Source organism: Streptomyces roseochromogenus subsp. oscitans DS 12.976 (genome assembly GCF_000497445.1).
In the GTDB taxonomy this organism is placed as follows: domain Bacteria; phylum Actinomycetota; class Actinomycetes; order Streptomycetales; family Streptomycetaceae; genus Streptomyces; species Streptomyces oscitans.
The window spans coordinates 5640327-5658900 of the sequence record NZ_CM002285.1 but is presented as its reverse complement, the minus strand read 5'-3'; the positions used below and the strand labels follow the sequence as shown (position 1 = coordinate 5658900).

Annotated in this window: 18 protein-coding genes; 14 read left to right on the top strand and 4 right to left on the bottom strand. The window is 69.1% G+C overall.

Annotated elements, in window-relative coordinates; translation table 11 throughout:
* Positions 1-275 (top strand): hypothetical protein (locus tag M878_RS97695; protein WP_158692772.1); only part of this gene is annotated, 275 nt, incomplete at its 5' end.
* 156 nt (positions 276-431) lie between these two features.
* Here the strand turns inward: M878_RS97695 and M878_RS74155 are convergent.
* Complete coding sequence (locus M878_RS74155) at positions 432-1664, bottom strand: ATP-grasp domain-containing protein (RefSeq protein ID WP_023549821.1); 1233 nt, start codon at positions 1662-1664, stop codon at positions 432-434.
* A gap of 151 nt (positions 1665-1815) precedes the next feature.
* Here M878_RS74155 and M878_RS74150 point away from each other — a divergent pair, with 151 nt between their 5' ends.
* The 6 genes from M878_RS74150 (at position 1816) to M878_RS74125 (ending at position 8752) form a co-directional block, all read left to right on the top strand.
* Positions 1816-3189, top strand: a complete 1374-nt coding sequence (locus tag M878_RS74150; protein ID WP_023549820.1) for an ATP-grasp domain-containing protein — start codon at positions 1816-1818, stop codon at positions 3187-3189.
* A gap of 32 nt (positions 3190-3221) precedes the next feature.
* Entirely contained in the window at positions 3222-4502 is a 1281-nt protein-coding gene (locus M878_RS74145; protein WP_023549819.1) for an ATP-grasp domain-containing protein, read from the top strand.
* 5 nt (positions 4503-4507) lie between these two features.
* Positions 4508-5752, top strand: coding sequence for an MFS transporter (locus tag M878_RS74140; protein WP_051430294.1), 1245 nt, complete (start codon positions 4508-4510; stop codon positions 5750-5752).
* A gap of 317 nt (positions 5753-6069) precedes the next feature.
* On the top strand, positions 6070-7248 hold the full coding sequence (locus tag M878_RS74135; RefSeq protein WP_158692771.1) for a hypothetical protein: 1179 nt from the start codon (positions 6070-6072) through the stop codon (positions 7246-7248).
* A gap of 389 nt (positions 7249-7637) precedes the next feature.
* On the top strand, positions 7638-8192 hold the full coding sequence (locus tag M878_RS74130; protein ID WP_023549816.1) for a histidine phosphatase family protein: 555 nt from the start codon (positions 7638-7640) through the stop codon (positions 8190-8192).
* Between the two features lie 353 nt (positions 8193-8545).
* The gene (locus M878_RS74125) at positions 8546-8752 is read left to right on the top strand and encodes a cold-shock protein (RefSeq protein ID WP_023549815.1); all 207 of its coding nucleotides are present in this window, start codon (positions 8546-8548) and stop codon (positions 8750-8752) included.
* 202 nt (positions 8753-8954) lie between these two features.
* On the opposite strand, the gene M878_RS74120 is transcribed toward M878_RS74125, so the two are convergent.
* A complete protein-coding gene (locus M878_RS74120; protein WP_023549814.1) occupies positions 8955-10571 on the bottom strand; it encodes a tyrosine-type recombinase/integrase in 1617 nt (538 codons plus the stop codon).
* Between the two features lie 184 nt (positions 10572-10755).
* On the opposite strand from M878_RS74120, the gene M878_RS74115 reads away from it, so the two are divergent.
* The 3 genes from M878_RS74115 (at position 10756) to M878_RS48775 (ending at position 13135) form a co-directional block, all read left to right on the top strand.
* Positions 10756-10950, top strand: a complete 195-nt coding sequence (locus M878_RS74115) for a helix-turn-helix domain-containing protein (RefSeq protein WP_023549813.1) — start codon at positions 10756-10758, stop codon at positions 10948-10950.
* 308 nt (positions 10951-11258) lie between these two features.
* A complete protein-coding gene (locus M878_RS74110; protein ID WP_158692770.1) occupies positions 11259-12167 on the top strand; it encodes a recombinase family protein in 909 nt (302 codons plus the stop codon).
* 8 nt (positions 12168-12175) lie between these two features.
* The gene (locus M878_RS48775) at positions 12176-13135 is read left to right on the top strand and encodes an MBL fold metallo-hydrolase (RefSeq protein ID WP_078630373.1); all 960 of its coding nucleotides are present in this window, start codon (positions 12176-12178) and stop codon (positions 13133-13135) included.
* Here the strand turns inward: M878_RS48775 and M878_RS74105 are convergent.
* Positions 13057-13893, bottom strand: a complete 837-nt coding sequence (locus tag M878_RS74105) for an MmyB family transcriptional regulator (protein ID WP_158692768.1) — start codon at positions 13891-13893, stop codon at positions 13057-13059. The genes M878_RS48775 and M878_RS74105 overlap by 79 nt on opposite strands.
* Positions 13894-14267: 374 nt before the next feature.
* Here M878_RS74105 and M878_RS74100 point away from each other — a divergent pair, with 374 nt between their 5' ends.
* Entirely contained in the window at positions 14268-14972 is a 705-nt protein-coding gene (locus M878_RS74100) for a beta-ketoacyl-ACP reductase (protein WP_023549809.1), read from the top strand.
* Positions 14973-15654: 682 nt separating this feature from the next.
* On the opposite strand, the gene M878_RS74095 is transcribed toward M878_RS74100, so the two are convergent.
* Positions 15655-16461, bottom strand: coding sequence for a hypothetical protein (locus tag M878_RS74095; RefSeq protein WP_158692767.1), 807 nt, complete (start codon positions 16459-16461; stop codon positions 15655-15657).
* A 463-nt stretch (positions 16462-16924) separates the two neighbouring features.
* Here M878_RS74095 and M878_RS92405 point away from each other — a divergent pair, with 463 nt between their 5' ends.
* From M878_RS92405 to M878_RS74085, 3 genes are all read left to right on the top strand, one after another.
* Complete coding sequence (locus tag M878_RS92405; RefSeq protein WP_023549807.1) at positions 16925-17875, top strand: ParB/RepB/Spo0J family partition protein; 951 nt, start codon at positions 16925-16927, stop codon at positions 17873-17875.
* Between the two features lie 83 nt (positions 17876-17958).
* Positions 17959-18273 (top strand): hypothetical protein, encoded by a 315-nt coding sequence (locus M878_RS74090; protein WP_023549806.1) that lies wholly within the window; start codon positions 17959-17961, stop codon positions 18271-18273.
* Complete coding sequence (locus M878_RS74085; RefSeq protein ID WP_023549805.1) at positions 18270-18494, top strand: hypothetical protein; 225 nt, start codon at positions 18270-18272, stop codon at positions 18492-18494. The genes M878_RS74090 and M878_RS74085 overlap by 4 nt, the downstream gene beginning before the upstream one ends.
* Positions 18495-18574 lie beyond the last annotated feature (80 nt).

The window sequence follows — 18574 nt, the reverse complement described above, 5'->3', positions numbered from 1 at the left end:
ACCTCGCGCCCGAGCGGACGGAGGCGCTGATCGAACGGTTCCTGGACGCCCATCTGATGCTGGACGGCGGCACCGGGGCGGGCTTTCGCATCCCGTCCCTGGTCAGGCTCGCCTGTCTCGGCCCGACCGCGTCCGCGCCCGCCGCGTCCTGCCCCCAGTCCGCCGCCCCGCCCCGCCCTCTCCCCGACCGCCGACTCTCCCCTCGCTCCCGCCGGACCGTTCCCGCGGGGTCCCGTGCGCATTGCCGTACGGCGTCGTACTCGGTACGGGATTGAGCGCATTGCCGTACGGCGTCGTACCAGGTGCGGGACCGAGGGGTAGGGGTACGGCGTCGCACCAGGTGCGGGACCAACCTGGTACGGGACCAGGTACGGGACCGACCCGGTACGGGACCAGGTACGGGACCGGCCGGGTACGGGACGGCCGGCTGCTCATCCGCCCGTCGGCACCACCCGTACCTCCAGCCCCGCCAGGAGCTTGTCGGCCAGCGGGCCCGCGTCCGACGGGTCGGGCGTGCCGACGACGAAGACGCCGTGGCGTTCGAGGTTGGAGGTGGTGGGGTGGAGCGTGGCGCCGGGGGCGACGGCGAGGTCGGCGGTGCGGACGTCGGGGTGGGAGGCGATGCCGGACCAGCCGGTGACGGATGAGACCGTGCCGGAGGGGAGCGTGACGAAGCGTGCCGCCGCACCGCGCGTGGGCGCCTCGGGCAGGGTGACGGGGCGGCCGAGCAGGTCGTCGTACCAGGAGCCGTAGAGCTCCAGACCGGGATTGACCCACTCCGTCATCGCGTGGATCCAGTCGCCGCCCTGGCGCACATGCAGCTCGCCGAGGACCACGCCCTCTCCGGTCAGCCAGCACTCGACGTGGAACGGGCCGTACCGCAGACCCAGCGCGGCCAGCGCGCCGACGACCTCCGCGGTGATCGCCTCCGTCGCCTCGGGGCCGATGGGCGCCGGCATCGTATGGCCGCACTCCACGAAGGACACCGGCAGCACCTGCTTCGCGGTCACCGCGAGCACCCGCGGCCGCCCGCCGGTGATCAGCCCCTCGACGCTGAACTCGGGGCCGCCGACGAAGGTCTCCACCAGCGCGACGCCCTCCGCGTCGCAGGAAGCCGCGAACGCCGCCGCCATCCGCCGCGGGTCCTCGACCTGCTGCACGCCCTCGCTGCTCGAACCGCTGCGCGGCTTGATGATCACGGTGCCGCCCACCTCGCGGTGGAAGTCCGCCGCCTCCTCAGCGCTCCGGCACAGCCGCAACTGCGGCTGACGGAAGCCCAGTTCGCGCAGGCGTTCGCGGCAGACATCCTTCAGGCGCACCGTCCGTACCGCCTCGGGCGGGTTGCCCGGGAGGCCGAGCGCGGCCGCGACCTCCGCGGCGGCGACGACCGCGTACTCACGGAAGGCCAGCACCGCGTCGACGCGGTGCCGTTCGGCGTGGGCGGTCGCCCAGGCCACACAGGCCTCGGCGTCGGTGAAGTCCAACTCGACGATGTCGTCGGCCAGTTGGGTCAGCTCGGGGGCGGCGGCCAGGTTCTCCGGGAGGTCCGTCAGCACGATCCGGCCGCCCCGGGCGCGGAGTTGGGCCAGGGCTCGCGCGCAGATGTCGTGCACGTACCCGGTCGCCGCTCCGGCGGCCCCGCCAATGATCAGTGTCGTGGTCATGGTTCCTCATCACCTCGGTGTACGACGGCCCTTCACATCTGTCATCTTAGATGCTTAAGATGACATCGCCAAGACATCAGAGCTACTCGAGATGTCTTGCCTTCCCTTTCGTCGTGACTGCCCTGCCGGCCCTGACTGCCCGAGGAGCGCCATGTCCGCCCGCAGCACCCACCAGACAGCCCTGATCGTCGAGCCGAACTCCTCCGGGATCGGCCTGGTCGACGCCGCCCGCCGCCTCGGCCTCCGGCCGCACGTGTTCGACCGCAAGCCCGTGGCCGAGCTGCCCGCACAGGTGCGCGCGGCCGTGCACTCCGGCTGGGCCGACTACACCCGCGTCGAGATCCGCGACCTGCCGACCGTGCTCCGGGCGAGCCGGGAGCTGGCCGCCCGCACCGACCTGGTCGCCGTGGTGCCGGGCTACGAGTACGCCGTGGACACCTGCGCCCATCTGGCCCGGGACCTCGGCCTGCCCGGCCTGGCCCCGGAGGTGGTCGGGGCGCTGCGCGACAAGAAACGGATGAAGGAGGTGCTGGCCGCGGCCGGCGTCCTGGTGGCCCGCAACCGCCTGGTCGGCACCGATGCCGACCCGGTCGCCGTACTGGCCGACGTGGGCACACCGGCGGTGCTGAAGCCGGTCGACGGCTCCGGCAGCCAGTACGTGCGCCGCGTGGACGGCGCCGCAGAACTCGCCGACTACTTCGCCGAGGTGCGGGCCAACCCGATCGAGGACTACGGCAAGCTGCTCGGCCCGAGCCTGCTGGCCGAGAGCTATGTCCAGGGCCCCGAGTACAGCGTCGAGGGCTATGTCCAGGACACCGGCGACGGACTGCGCGTCCACATCCTGGCCGTCACCGAGAAGCAGTTGGGGCCGGAACCGACGTTCGTGGAGGTCGGGCACGCGGTGGACGCGCCGGTCTCCCCCGCCGACCGGGCGCGACTGGCGGACACCGCGCGGCGGGCGGTCCGCGCCCTGGGTATCACGGTCGGCTGCTTCCACCTGGAAGCACGGCTGACCCCGGCCGGGCCGTACGTCATGGAGGTCGGCGCCCGGCTGGGCGGGGACCGGATCCCCTGGCTGGTCCAGGCGGTGTGGGGCGCGGACATGTGGGAGCTGGCGGTACGGTCCTTCGCCGGCCTGCCCCAGCCGGCCCGGCCGGCCCGCGAAGTGCCGCAGGGAGCGGCCGGAGTGCGCTTCTTCAGCGTCGAGGAGGAGGCCGTCTTCGAGGACCCGGACGGGCTGCTCTCCCGGCTGCTGAAGGTCGAGGGCTGCATCGAGGCCGAGGTCACGGCGGCGGCGGGCGCGGTTCTGCGGCCGGCCGTCGATCTGCACAGCCGGGTCGGGCACATCGCACTGGCCGCGCCGAGCCGGGCGGAGCTGGAGCGGCGCATCGCGCAGGTCGACCGTTACGTCCGCGAGGCCGTGCGCCACGCGGTCCCCGCGGCGGCCGCCGTCCCCGCCTACCTCGCCCTCCCCGACTACGCCGCCGCCGGCGCGCCCGTCACCATCACCGCCTGCGCGGTCTGAGCCGCCTGTCCCCCGCAAGGAGAAGGACCACCATGAAGATCCTGATCGTCAACCGCTGGGACGACGACCACCAGAGCGACTACGCCTCGCGCATCGACCACGAGCGGCACCAGGTCAGCTATGTGACCGTGCCCAGGCATGTGCCGCGCATCCCCGCCTCGGCCGAGCACATCCAGGTGGTGCCCGACCTGGCCGACCCCGGACCGGTGATCGCCGCCGCCGAGGCCGCCCACCAGGCCTGCGGCCCCTTCGACAAGCTGCTGGCGCTCTCCGAGTTCGACCTGCTGACCGGCGCCACGATCCGCGAGCGGCTCGGCATACCCGGACCGGGCACCGAGGACGTCCTGCTCTTCCGGGACAAGACCCGGATGAAGGCCAGGGTCGCCGAGGCCGGCCTGCGCGTGCCCAGGTTCCGGGAGATCGGCTCCGTCGCGGAGGCGGAGGCGTTCCGCGCGGAACTGGGCGGCCCGGTGGTGGTCAAGCCCCGCACGGGTGCGGCCAGCGTCGGCACCTTCGTGGTCCGGCCGGAGGAGGACCTGGCCGCCGTGCTGCACGAGACCGATCTGGGCGACTACGAGATCGAGGAGTTCGTCCAGGGCCCGGTCTGGCACCTGGACGGCCTGATGGCGGACAACCGCATGATCTTCGGCCGTGCCTCGCGTTACATGGACACCTGCTACGGCTTCTCCCAGGGCCGCCCGCTCGGCTCCGTCGTCCGGACCGGCCCCGAGGCCGACGCACTGCTCGCCTTCACCGAGGCCTGCCTGCGCGCCCTCGGACTGGACCGGGGTGCCTTCCACTTCGAGCTGATCCAGACCGCGACCGGCCCGGTCTTCCTGGAGGTCGGGGCGCGGTTCGGCGGCGGCGAGATCCCCTGGGTCTTCCAGGACGTCTACGGCGTGGACCTGATCGGCGACTGGATCCGCCTGGAACTGGGCGAGCCCCCCACGACCCTCCCCCCGGCCGGCCGCCCCGACACCGAGCACGGCGGCTTCCTCCTCGTCCCCGAACCGCGCGGCAAGCGACTCGTCTCCCGGCCCTCGATGGCCGGCGCGGTACCGGGCCTGTACGCCGAGGAACTGCCCGCCCCCGGCCACGAGTTCGACGGCAAGGGCGGCTACCGCTTCATCCTGGGCCGCTTCCGCTACCGCGGCCCGAGCGCGGAGGCGGTCGAACGGGCGATCCTGCGGACGCAGAGGGAGTACGACTGCGTACTGGAGGACCTGGGCAGCGCGTACGACGGTGCCGCCGGAATCGAGGCCGACGTGGTGGACGCGCCCGCGCCCGCCCCCACGCCGGCCGGGGTGGGGTGATCGGCATGCTGACCGCGTACCGCCGGATCTTCTCGCATCCCGGGGCCCTGGCCTTCAGCTCGGCGGGCCTGACGGCCCGTCTGGGCGTGGCCATGACCCGCTTCGCGATCGTCGCCATGCTGGCCCAGCGGCCCAGCGCCTACGCCCTGGCCGGGGCGGTGACGGCCACCCAGGCCATCAGTTACGCCGTCGTCGGTCCGCGTCTGGCCCGCGCCGTGGACCGGCACGGGCAGCGGCGGGTGCTGCTGCCCGCCGCCGTGGCGGGCAGTGCCGCGCTGGCCCTGCTCGCCCTCTGCTCCGCGCTGGGCGCGCCGAGTTGGACGCTGTTCGTGGCGGCGGCCGGCGCGGGCGTCATCCCCAACGCGGGGTCGATGGTCCGCGCCCGCTGGGCCGCGCTGCTCGGCGGTACGGACGACCTGCATCCGGCCTACTCGCTGGAGTCGGTGGTGGACGAGGTCGTCTTCACCATCGGGCCCGTGCTCGCGATCGGCCTGGCCACCACCGTCGCCCCGCAGAGCGCGCTGTTCACGGCCGCCGCGCTGCTGCTGCTCGGCTGCTGGCTGCTGGCCCGGCAGACGGCGACGGAACCGCCGCGCACCCCGCGGGCCCCCACCGAGCGGCGCGGCAGCGCACTGCGCTTCCCCGGTATGCCGGCCCTCGTCCTCACCTTCCTGGCGATCGGCGCGATCTTCGCCTCCGTCGAGGTGGTCACCATGGCCTTCGCGGCGAACCTCGGCCACAAGGAACTGGCCAGCCCCGTGCTGGCGGTCTACGCCGTGGGCAGCGCGGTGGCGGGCCTGGTGTACGGCGGCCTGCGTCCGCCGGGCACGCTACGGCAGCGGGTAGTGGTGGGGGCGGCGCTCATGACGCTGACCATGCTGCCGCTCCTGATGACGAACGGCCTGCTGGTCCTGGGCGTGGTGCTGTTCGTCGCGGGCGGCGCCTGCGCGCCGACCCTGGCGACCGCACTGGGCCTGATCGAGGCGACGGTGCCGCGCGAGCAGGTGACCGAGGGGATGACCTGGTCCAGCACCGGCCTGGGCTTCGGCATCGCCCTCGGCGCGGCCCTGGCCGGCCAGGCGGTCGCCACGGCGGGCCCCCGCACGGCCTTCGCCGTCCCCGTGGCCTTCGGCCTCCTGGGCGTCGCCGCGGTGGCTCTGGGCCTGCGCGGGGCGGACACCCGGAACGGCACCCGGACGACGACCGAGCAGTCCGGGGTGGCGCCGGCGACCGTACCGGCGGAGGTGTGAAGGCAGGGATGCCGAGGCGGAGTTGGGAAGACAGGGGCTGGCTGCCCCAGCGGGAGGCTCGGCGATGGACCGCCCCCCGAGGGACGTTCGGCTGACATTCACGTGAAGGGACACTCACGTGAAGGGGCGGTCGAGTGAACGGGCGGTCGAGTGAAGGGACGGCCGGGTGAAGGGACGTTCAAGTGCCGGACAAGCAGGCCGCCCGGCCGTTTCCGGCCCGGCCCAGCCATCTGTTCTGCTGGAGCGGCACGGGCTGACGACCTCCCTGACCGCGCCCGAGCTTCTTCGCTGCCGACCGCAAACGAGGTGTGCTGCTCATGTTCGTACTGGTCGATCCCGTCTTCAGCGGCGCCGATCTGGCCCGCGCCTTCAAGGAGCTGGGCGCCGACTGGATGCCCCTGTACACCGACGGTCCCGGGCGGGCGACGGGCGGCGCGGCGGCCGCGGCGGTGCAGCGGAAGCCGGCGTCGGTGGTAGCCGCCAGCCGCTTCGGCACGGAGTACGCGGAGCGCCTGGCAGCGGAACTCGGCCTGCCGCAACAGGATCCGCGGCAGGCCGTGGCACGCCGCGACCTGGCCCAGATGGGACGGACGCTACGGGCGGCCGGCATACCGACGGTGCAGGGGACGTCGCTGACCACGGACACGTCGTCGGAGCCCGGACCGACCCTGCCCGCGGCCTGGGACACGTGGCCCGCCGTACTCCGGCCGGACTCCGCCGCGGACGCGGGCGTAGCCGTCGAGGTGCAGGACGCCGAACAGACCGGACACGCGCTCACGGCGCTGCGAGCGCTCGCCCCGACGGCGGCGCTCCTGCACACATCTCCGGGGGACGACACCTACCAGGTGCACACCGTCAGCTCGGCAGGACGCCACCTGGTGGCGGAGGTCCAGCGACACCACGAGACGGTCGCGGACGGCGTGATACGGCGCCGGCACAGCGAGAGCCTGGCCGGGCTGAGCGAGCCGGAGCGGCGGTTCCTCACCGTCGTACCGGACTGCCTGGACGCGCTCGGCATCCGCGAGGGCGCCGCCGTGACGGAACTGCGGCTCGGCCCCGACGGACCCGAGGTGGTGCGGATACGGTCCGGCCTCGACGGCCCGCGCGGCTCGGACGACCCCTACTTCGCCGCCTTCGGCTTCACCCGGGCCCACCTGCTGGCCGAGAGCCTGCTGCACCCGGACCGCTTCGAGCAACGCCTGAGGCGGGACTTCACCCGCCCGCGCGCCCTGATCCGAATCGACCTCCGCCCGCCGCAGGGCGCCTACGGCCGCCTGAGCGCGGTCCCGGGCCTCAACCGCCTGCGCCGGCTGCCGGGTTTCCACAGCGTGACGTCCCTGCCGGCCTTCGGCACGCCCGCACCGACCGACGCGCTCTCCTCCTTCTCCTGGGGCGCGGCGTACTTCGTCCACGAGGACGAAAGCCTGCTCCGCAGCGCGGCCGCCGTGATCCACGCCCTGGAGGACACGGGCGACCTGTTCACCTTCTCCTCCTGACCACCCACCACCCCTCCCCATCCGCTACCCTGTCAGGGACCGTCCCACCGACGGTCCCTCCCTTGCCGAGCGCAGCCGCATACTCACCCCGAGTATCCAGCCACGCTCCCCGCAAGGCCCCGCCTTCGTAGCTCAGGGGATAGAGCACCGCTCTCCTAAAGCGTGAGACTCACCTTTGATCCATCTCCGTCGCAGCTCTCTGACCTGCGTCAACGCATTCAACAGCCCCCTGGAAACGGTCTTCCAGGGGGCTGTTTCGTTGCGGTGGGGACAGGGTGGGGACGCGCCGTCAGAGAGTGCTGTCCTTCGGCTGGAGTCGTCGGTCAAGGTGATCTTCGACGGCCGGTATTTCGGTGGATGGCGCCCCATGGATCCGCCACGCTACGAGCATGACGGTCATCTACCTGGTGCAGCACGCGGAGAAGAAGCGTGAGCCTGGTGATCCGGGCCTGACTGAGCTGGGGCAACGACAGGCCGCCAAGACGGCCGAGTGGGTACGGCAGGTTGGTGTGCGGGCGCTGTTCAGCAGCCCCTTGCGGCGCGCTCGCGAGACCGCGCAGATGATTGCCTCACGGACCGGACTGCAGGTTGAAGAGGACGCCCGCCTGCGCGAGCGGATGAACTGGGACGAGTCCCAGCGCATCGAAGAGTTCCAGGCGGACTGGGCAGCTTCGGTGAGGGACCGCGATTTTGTCCCTTCTTCTGGTGGCTCCTCCCGCGCTACCGCCGAGCGGATGCGAGCCTGTCTGGCCGACCTGGCCCAAGAACCGGGCCCGATTGCCGTCGTGACACACGGCGGCGCCACGGTGGACCTGTTGCGCACCTTGATCGGTGACCAAGCGGTGCCGATCGAACTCATGGAACAGGGCGTTCCCTCCTGCGCGATTACCACGCTGGATCACCTGTCCGTGGTGGAGATCGCTTCGGTATCGCATCTGGAGTAAGTGCGTCGGGGTGGCAGGCGTTGGCGCTTCAGATGCGGTGGCCCACGTTCGCACCACACGGAACAGGGTCCCCGCGGGGAGCTGTGGGAGGAGACCGATCGGTAGTCCGCGGCTCCGAGAGGCTGGGACAGCCGGTTGCTCGGCCCGTAGGCAGCTCAACGGCGTTGTGAGGGACTGCCGGCATACCTCTTGAGGTTGGTCGATCTTGATGCCGAGGACGCTGATGGCGACTTGCCGCCTGCCGATGCTTGGAGATCGACTCCACGAGGGGTATTCAAGGGTGAAGCGGGCAGCAGCGGGCTGCCTTGGCCTTGCGTGTCGCTCGTGCAGCGGCGAGGGAGAGACTCGTACCGATGGCAGCAGGCGTAGTGAAGTGGTTCAACGCTGATAAGGGATTCGGGTTCATCCAGCAGGATGACGGCGGACCGGATGTGTTCGTCCACTTCTCGGCCATCCAGTCCACCGGGTTCAAGGAGCTGTACGAGGGTGACAGGGTCGAGTACGCGGTGACGCAGGGACCGAAGGGACCGCAGGCGGAGAACGTCGTTCGGCGGGCGTAACAGTGAAGGAGCATGCAGAGAGGCTCCGTCCCGACCCTGAGGTCGTTGGGACGGAGCCCCGCTGCTGATTCGCCAACGGCGTCTGCCGAGTGGTGCAGCGATCCGGGCCGTGGCTGTCCGGATGGTCTGATCGGCCAGCGCGGCAGAGCGCGCCGCTCAAGAGCAAGGCCCCGAAGGTGCCCGCTTTCGGGGCCTTCCTGGTTCAGGCTGCCGCCTCGTTGGCGGTTCCGCCGTGAACGAGGGTGAGTTGGGGCGTTGCCTGGGGTGTGTTCGAGGGTGTCGGTTCCGTCTTGTTGTCTCGGTCGGGGTCGGTGGGCTTCTCGGGTGAGTTCTGCCGGGGAACGAGGCTGACGGGTGCGTTGGCGGCTTCTTGCTCGAACTGCGGCATGAGTGAGGTGTAGGTGTCGGCGGTGAGCGAGTAGGAGGCGTGGCCGAGGAGGGCTTGGATGGCCTTCATGGAGAGGCCGGCGGCGAGGCTGAGGGATGCTGCGCAGTGGCGTAGGTCGTGGAGGCGGATGGGTGGCAGGCCGAGGCGTTTGATGAAGCGTTCGAAGGCTTGGGAGACGTTGTCGGGGTGCCAGGGGGTTCCGTCGGCTTGGGTGAATACGCAGCCGCTGTTCACGTAGGGGCCGTACTTGTCGGGTTCGGCGCGGTGTTTGGCTTCCCATTCTTCGCGTTGGGCTTTCTGCACGTCGCGCCAGGCGGTGAGGAGGGCGAAGGTGGCGTGGTCGAAGGTGACGGAGCGTCTGCTGGCGCGGCTCTTGGGGGTGTCTTCCCAGACTTCGTAGGCGGAGTTGGTGACGAGGGTTTCGACGATGTTGGCGGTGCCCTTGGTCATGTCGACTTCGGTCCAGGGCAGGCCTGTTGCTTCGCCGCGGCGGGGTGCGCGGAAGACCATGAGGTGCCACATGATGTACAGGGGGTGTGCGACGGCGGCGTCGAGGAACTCGCCGGTCTGCTGTGGGGTCCACACCATGACGGGGCCGGGTTTTTCGTCGGTTTCGCGCCAGCGGGCTACGCGCTCGTCGGTCCAGACGAGCGGGTCGGGCTTGTCGTACTTGGGGATGGTGACGAGTTTGGCCCAGTTCTCGGTGATGAGCTTTTCGGCGACGGCGTCGTCCAGGGCTTTGGAGAGGGTGTTGAGGATCTTCAGTTGCCTGCCGGGGCCGGTGTCCTGGCGGGGTTTTGTGCGTGCTTCCTTGAGGGCTTGGCGTGCCTGGTGCCAGGCCTGGCGGAGCTCGGGCGGCTTGGGCTTGGGGGCGGTTTTCCAGGTCTTGTAGGCGGTCTCGCAGATCGTCTTGGCCTGCTGGGCGGCGATGCGGTTGGCGCGCTTGACCTCGTTGGAGTCCCATATCTCTTGAAAGACTTCCTGGATCTGGCGGTCGCGGAGTTCGCGCATGCGCAGGTGGCCGAGAGCGGGGATGAAGACGCCGGTGAGGATGGCCTCGTAGTCGTCGCGGGTGCTGCGCTTGAGGTCCACGCGCTTCTTGAGCCAGCGGTGTAGGTACTCGCTGACGGTCTCCTTGGATTCGACGTCGACGCCACCTTGGGCCTCGTCCCAGATCTTCTGTGCTGCTTCCTCGGCCTTCTTCTGCGTGAGGAAGCCGCCCTTGCGGGGGCGTCGGCGTTCGCCGCGGGGGCCGTCGGGGAGCTTGACGTAGTAGTACCAGGAGCCGTGGTCGCGCTTCTTGAGGAGGGGGCAGTTGGACCCGAGCTGGCGAAGCTTGGGCTGGCCCTTGCTGTCGAGTTCGGGCTGTCCGGATGCGTCGAGTACGGGCTCCTTGCAGGCGCATCGCTTGTAGGTGCTGCCTTTGAACACGTGGTTCCCCCAAGAATGTGCTGGGTTGTTCCTTACGTGTCCTGATCTTGCTGTAGTCAAGGAGACGCTTCCTTGGTCACCGTATGCTTCCTGCCAGGTGGCGCGGGGAAGAGGGATGTGACCACCTTTGTCCTCATCTGTGATTGCGACTACGGAGCGTGAGACTTCTGGCTCGCGTGGCGGGATGTCGGTGGAGGAAGTGCTGGCGCTGCCGGCTGCGGTGAGTGTGGCGACGGCGGCGAAGGCGCTCGGTATCGGACCGGACAAGGCGTATGAGTTGATCAAGCGGGAGGAGTTCCCTGCGCGGACGATCTCGCTGGGGTCGACGAGGAAGGTGTCGACGGCAAGCCTGTGGGAGGCGCTGGGCTTGGCTTATTGAGATGTGCACCCACCTATACGGCGCGATCAAGGCCCCAAGAGGGGGTCGACACCGCTCCCCAAGCAGCGATGCAGGCTCTTTGGCCACTAGGGGCTTGATCCGCCGAGTGGTGGTCGACATGGCCTATGCCACATCTAGCGACTCCGTGAAGGGCGTCACCTGCAAAGATCCCGTAGTTACCGGCTGGTCACCTGCTCTCCTGCACATAGGCAGTGATCCCGTCGATATACATTGGCCTATGGAAGACCTACGCGATCGCTAAGTGAGCGGTCGCCGGGCCAATGGATGGAGTCAGCGGCGTGGGACGGTTGTCGGGCTATGTGCGGGATGGGGTGACGCATCCCGGGGAAGCCCCGAAGCTGCGCGAGGCCGTTGATCTCTTCCTGGAGACACGCAGTGACGCCGATGCAGCCACCTTCCTGAACAAGCAGGGCATCACTACGCCGCGCGGTAACGAGTGGCGGCGTGAGGTCTTCCATCGGTGGTCCGTAAACCCGAAGATTGCCGGCCTGGACAAGGCCGGCGAGCCGATCGAGGGCTGGGGCCAGCGGGTGCTGGAGCCAGAGATCTTCCGGCGTGTGCAGGAGACGCATGCCGAGCGGGATGAGCAGCGGGCCAAGCCTCGTGACGCGTACGAGTACATGCTGACTGGTGGCTGCGCGGTGTGCGGCGAGTGTTCGACGGCGATGATCGGCAGCCGCGCCCATGCGGATGCTCCGCCGTCGTACAAGTGCGATGGCTGCGGCAAGACGAGGATCAACGCGGACCGTCTTGAGGACACTGTGGCCGAGTACGTTCTCGCCGAGCTTCTCAAGCCCGGTGCTCGTGAGCGGCTGGAGGCACTGCTGCGGGACATCGAGGCGGAGGTCGGCCGCCTGAGGGAGCACATCGCGGGCGGCGACGAGCGGTTCGCCGGCCTGAAGGATCTGTACAAGCGTGGCCTGATGGTGGAGACAGCGTTCGTCGAGGCGAAGAAGGCCACGGAGAAGGACCTCCGCGACGCTCGGGTGCGTCTGAAGCACCTGGAGTTGATGACGGATCTTCCGGTCGGGGATGTGCATGACCTGGTGGCCTGGTGGCGCACCGCCTCGCTTGACGCAAAGCGCGGCTTGGTCTTGCTGGAGATCGTCCACGTGCGCGTCTCACCGCGGGGTGAGGGCGGCAACGATCCCCGTGCGCGCGTCGCGATCGATTGGCGCGAGCCCGCCGCTGCTTGATGTGATCCGTGACCCAACGACACAAGGACCTACCGCTCGTGCCGACTCCTGGCCTTCGCCCTCTGTCCGCGTCGAGTTGGGCGTGGCTGCACGACCGCACGGACTGGGGGTACAGCAACAGCGGCCTCATCGTGTCCGGGGGGCAGGCGCTGCTCGTCGACACCCAGTTCACCTTGCACGCCACGGAGGAGCTGCTCGCGGCGGTGGAGGCGGTCTGCCCACGGGAGGAGATCGGCCTCCTGGTGTGCACGCACCAGAACGGCGATCACACGTGGGGGAACCAGCTTCTGGCTGGGACGGAGATCATCACGTCGGCGTCAGGCGCCGCCGGCTTGTGTCACGAGATGGGGCCCGAGCAGTTGACGCTGCTGGCCCGGTCGGGCGGGCCGGATGCGGCTGGCGCATACGTTGCCCGGCACTTCGCGCACTTCGACTTCACCGGCATCAAGGTGACGGGCCCTACGCGCACCTTCCGGGGCCGTGAGGACGTCAAGGTCGGCACCGTGCTCGTGGAGTTGATCGATCTCGGGGCGGGGCACAGTGCGGGCGACGTCGCCGTGCATGTACCGGAAGAGGGTGTGGTGTTCGCCGGGGACGCCCTGTTTTCCGGAGCCCATATGGTCGTGTGGTCGGGCTCGCTGAGCGGTTGTATCGGGGCGTGCCAGATGCTGTTGGACACGGGCGCGGAGTTGTTCGTGCCGGGTCACGGGCCGCTGCTGGACCGCAGAGGGGTGGCAGAGATCCGCGACCGCCTTGCGCACGTTGCTGAAGAAGCCACGCAGTACGCGCGACGTGGTGTGCCGCTGGCCGACGCGGCCCGCCGGTTGATGGCGGGCCACGCTGGCAGGTGGGCGCATCCGGAGCGGCTGTTCACGCAGGCCGCGGCCGCCTACGCGGAAGCCGGGTTTTCGAGGGTGCCGTCGAGCACGCTCGCAATGGTGGAGGGCATGGCGTCCTTGGCGTGCTGAGCGATGTCGGCGGGCATCACGACCATGAGGCGGATGGTGTTGCCCAGTCGGCCGAAGGCAACGAATTCCACCGCGACTTCCTCGTCCTGGTGCGGGAGGTAGAGGCGGCGCCGGTCGCCGTCGGGGTGGGTGACGGCGGTGACGTCGTGTTCGAGGATGCGGCCGGCCACCGGATCGGCGTCCTTGATGTGCTGGACGACTTCGGCGAGCCGAGGGTCGTGAGGGTGGGCGCGCCAGGCGATGCGGAGTTGTGAGGCCATGGGCTTGGCCCAGGTTTCCTCCCAGTCGATGAGCTGGAATCGGGCTTCTGGGTAGGTAAGGGCCCAGATCATCACGTTGACGCCGTGGATCATCCAGGGGAAGTCGCGGGCGGCTGCTTCGTTGAAGACGCGTATGTCCCAGCGGGCGTCGTAGGTGTAGGCGGGCCACGGAAGGCAGTGGACGATCTGGGACACGACGGGGTCGATGGTGCTGGCGTCGGGACGGCAGCGGAGGGCCGGTTCGCGTCCGGTGACCTCGAGGAAGAGATGGGTGCGCTGGGCCTCGTCGAGGCCGAGGATGCGGACGAGGCTGTCAAGGAACTCGTCGCTGTAGCCGTCGGGGACTCCGCGTTCGAGCCTGCTGTACCAGCCTTCGCTCACGCCGGCAAGAAAGGCCACCTCAGCCTGGGTGAGACCTTTCCTGCGCCGGGCTCCGTATCGGGCAGTGAGGCCGGGCACGGCCTTGCGGTCGCGTGCCTTACGCCAAGCACGGAGCATGCGCGTGATCGGTGGCAAGTCGCCCATGTGAGGTACCGCTCCCAATGGCAAAGAAACGTTAAAACACAGGAGACTCTAACGCACGTAGCACCCTTGTCCGACTTCAAGCCCCCTGTCGTACACGGCCGGACATAGACGAGTAATTTCGGGCATCTGGGGTTGCCTCAGCCGCTGAAACCCGCACTGATGGTCCTGGTTCCGCCGCTTTCAGCACTCACAGGTTCGACCTAAGCGGTCGGAAAACAGGCAAGGTGGCCTCCGCCTGCGAGGAAGCAAACAGCCACCTCGCCCGGCCCCGTCCTCACGCCGGACCCGACCCGGGCCTGCCGCCAGGGCGGTGTGCACACGAGCGTCGAGTGAGGGGTTTCCCAGAAATGAGCCGCAGCGTCTTCATCACCGGTGGCAACCGGGGTATCGGCCTGGCGATCGCCAAGGCCATGGCCCAGGACGGGGACAGGGTCGCCGTCACGTACCGCTCCGGCGAGCCCCCGGCCGGCCTGCTGGGCGTGCGATGCGACGTCACCGACTCCGAGCAGGTCGATGCCGCGTTCAAGCAGGTCGAGGCCGAGCACGGACCTGTCGAGGTGCTCGTGGCGAACGCCGGCATCACCAGGGACAACCTGCTGATACGCATGGCGGAGGACGACTTCAGCAGCGTCATCGACACGAACCTCACCTCGGCGTACCGGGTGGCCAAACGCGCCAGCCGCGGCATGCTGCGCGCCCGCCACGGACGCATGATCTTCATCTCCTCCGCCGTGGCCCTGCGGGGCGACAAGGGGCAGGCCAACTACGCCGCCGCCAAAGCGGGACTGATCGGCTTCGCCCGCTCCCTCGCCCACGAGTTCGGCTCCCGCGGTGTCACCTTCAACGTGATCGCACCGGGTCTCACCGCGACCGACATGACGGCAGCCCTGCCCGAGACGCGCATGGCGGAGTTGTGCGAGGAGATCCCGCTGGGGCGTGCAGCCCAGCCGGAGGAGATCGCGGCTGCCGTACGGTTCCTCGCCAGTCGGGAGGCGTCATACATCACTGGCGCGGTGCTGCCGGTGGACGGCGGTGCGGGAATGGGGCACTGACAGCGGTGACCTGTAAAAACGGCAGCCCTGACCAGGCTGCGGGGGAACATCACCGGCTACCTGCACCGCGCGAACGCCTCAGGTCCGGCACACAGCGGCCGGACCGCGCCGCGGGCCGAGGGGGCGGGAGTGATCGACCCTGACCGCATCCTCGCCCTGGCGAAGGAACCGCCGCACGCCGGCGTAAGCCGGGGACGCGACGCCGACCGGGTCAGAATGCTGGGCGGCCTGGGAGTTGCCACCATTCCCTTGGCGTCACCGGTCGCCTGGTCAGCAGCTCGGTGCATGACGGAGCATCGCCGAGCAGACCAGGACTCGGCGGAGTGCCGCAGGGATGAGGCGCGGGTGTGCGGGGGCTGCCCGATCCGACGCGACTGCTTCACCGCCCACCTGGCAGGCGCACCTCCTGCTGTGCGCGTGTGGCGAGCGCGTATAGACGGAGGCCTCACGGGCGGACGAGATAGGTGAACGGGTGGGCGCCGAAGCGATTCGGCGCCCACCTCGGCCCCGGACGGCTCTGGAAGATGAGACCGGCCATCAAGCCGCCGCGCCCAAGGCGGCGACGTAGCCCACGAGGGTGGGCTACGCCCGATAGCGGGCTAGCGACGTGTCCATGCGAAACTGTCTCGCTCTTGAGCGGATGACTCGCCTCGTAAGTCGGTCTCTCTGTCGGGACCGTGTCTCATCCGGCCTCGGGTGCATCTGGCCCTGGATCATCCGTGCCTTCGGCAGTGGTGAGAAAGTCAATGGCTCGTGCGATCGTCTCGTCGAAATCTTTCTGACCTCCTGCCGCTGCCTGTCGATCGATCCCAGAACGCACATCCTCGTCTGAACGACGGGTCGGCGCGTGCAGCTGAAGCTCCGCCGGGAACGGCGGAAGTCCGGCCAGCAGCGTTGCCAGGACCGGATCCTCCACTGTGCTCAGCGGCTCCAGTGCCATCGCCCGAGCGAGCATCCGTCGCAGTTCGACCTCGATGACCTCCAGATTGAGAGTCTCGCCCGCTACCTCGACGATCCAAGAACCGTGGTCGACTCTCCGCATCGGTGGTGCAGGGAAGGTCGGCAGGTCACCGGTTTCCATCTCTTCGGCTGTGACTCGGGGGTACTCACCTGTCCACGCGTCGAGGCGCTCGTCAAAATGTTCGCTGGCATCCCGGACCTTCCGGTCAAGGACAGGCGACGCGTCGTCCACCTCCAAGATGGCGCGCAGTTGCTCTCCACGGAGCTTGCGGCGATCGTAGACGTCCTGTGCCGGCCCGGCATTCTTCGGCCTACCCTTGTCCACGCCGATGGGCTTGAGCATCTTGGAGACCTTGGCCGTGAACATCAGGAAGGTCTCAAGCGGAATCCAAATCAGCGGATCTGGGGGTGTCTGGCCAGCCCGCACTCGGATCTCCAGGAGCGCGACCTGCGCGTATCGCATGTCGCGTACCAGCCAGGTCAGGTAGATCCGCTGTGTCCACTCGTCCCAGATCGGCTTCTCGCTCATGGCCACCATCCTGGTGCTGATTGGTTCATCGCGACATTCGCATTACCAGGTTGAAATTCGAGAGCAGGCCCATCGACTCGGGAACGTGCGGACCTTGTCCCCTCGGCGGACGCCGGCTCGCGCCGCGGGGCGGTGATCCCATCGTGCTGAGCGGCGAGCGGAGAGAGGGCCTGTCCCCGGAAGCGTTGGAGCTCGGCGACTTCGACCGCAGCAGACGCCGCCCCTGAACCGGCTGTGGGGAGGGGCGACGGCTTGTCGTCCACGCATTCCCAGGGACGCAACTCCACGTCGTCAGCTCGTCGGGCCGCTGCCGTGCGTTTCGGCAGGCAGTGAGCCTGTTTCGTTCGTGGTCGAGGTCACGTGGGCGGGGGCTGCCGGGAGTGGACCCCACCCCGATTGATAGTAGAATAATTACAGAAGTGAGGGGGAAAGAGCACCTCACACCACCTCTTGGAGCCCGAAAGTGCAGCGCGTCCTCAAGATGTCCCAGGTTCACCGCAACCCGCGCCAGCCGCGCGAGTACTTCGACCAGGACGCGCTCAACGAACTGGCCAAGTCGATCGACAAGTACGGCCTCATGCAGGCCATCGAGGTCCGCCCCGACAACGAACTCGGGGGCTACGAGATCGTCTCCGGTGAACGCCGCTGGCGCGCCCACCAGATCCTCGGCAAGACCAAGATCCGCGCCAACATCATCTCCGAGAAGAGCGAGATCCAGCGGTTCAAGCGATCCATGTCCGAGAACGTCAACCGCGCGGACATGACCCCGTTCGAGGAGGCACGCGGGTTCCAGCGCATCCTCGACGAAGAGGAAGGCGCCACCGTCGAGTCCGTCGCGGACGACTTCGGCAAGACGGTCACCTACATCAAGCTGCGCCTGGCCCTGCTGGACCTGCGTGAGGAGGTCGCCAAGCACGTCGAGGCCGGCGAGATCGGCACCCAGGCAGCCGTTCAGATCGCTGCCCTGTCGCACGCCAACCAGGGCGCGCTGCTGGCCAAGTTCGCACGTGGAGAGTTCGCTTCGGACAACGAGATCGTACACTTCGCCTTCGCGATGAGGCAGCAGCAGGACCAGGCCGTCCTCATGATCGTCGAGGAGATGACGGACGAGGAGCGCCGCGAGCGCGCCTCGGCGCAAAAGAAGACTCGCAGCACGCTCGACAAGATCGAGCAGGTCCGCGGACTCCTCGACGAGATCGCACGCACCGAACCGATCAAGCTCGCCGAGATGCTCGACGGCCAGGTAGGAGCGCGCCTGGAGCAGCTCGACCGGGTCGCAGAGTCCTTGACCAGGGCCCGATTCCAGGTCAAGCAGGCCAAGGCGCACGCCGAAGCCAGGCAGTTGGTGACGGTCAACCCCGACGCCGTACACGACAGTCAGCAGGACACGGCACGCGAGCCTGCCGCCGCCTGACCACAACTCCAGCCGGGTGCGCGGCCCCATCATCCGCGCACCCGCAGCACCGACCTTCCACATCCCAGGGAGACAGCACCACCATGCGCTACAGCGCACCCCTCACCCGTGCCCAGGCCATACAACTCGGCAAGGACGTCGGGATGATCCTCGGCACCGCCGCGAACGCCCTGCATCACATGCACGGCATCAACATCGACAGCCTCATGCGGGCCTTCACCACTTCTCCCTCGGTGGAGGTCACTGCCGCTCGCTACCTGCGGGCCCTCGAAGAGGATCTGTCCCCCGGTGAGGCGGCAGCCCGGGCGGCCACCGCGCTCGTTCACGACTGGGCGGACTCCGTTCTTGAAACCCAGCGCCGCCTGACGTCGGCCGCAAGCGAGGAGGCCACCCAGTGAGCTCCGCCTCAGCAGGCAGGGACTGGGCGGCCATGCAGCGCGCCGAGTTCGACCACGACGCTCCCATCGAGCTGCCCGTCCCCACGGGCCGGCGGCGTATCCCGGCCGCGCCGGACGCGTTCGGTACCGAGGCGCTCTTCGGCGATCAGGTGCCCGCACCGCAGCGGCGTGCCCGGCCGCCCCAACCTGGCGACTCTGGCGGGCAGGACGGGCTGTTCTGAGCGCCGATGCCAGCCAGTCCAACGATGGTCGACGCCATCAACGTCCTCGGTGTTGCTGCGCCTGAGTGCGACGAGTGCGA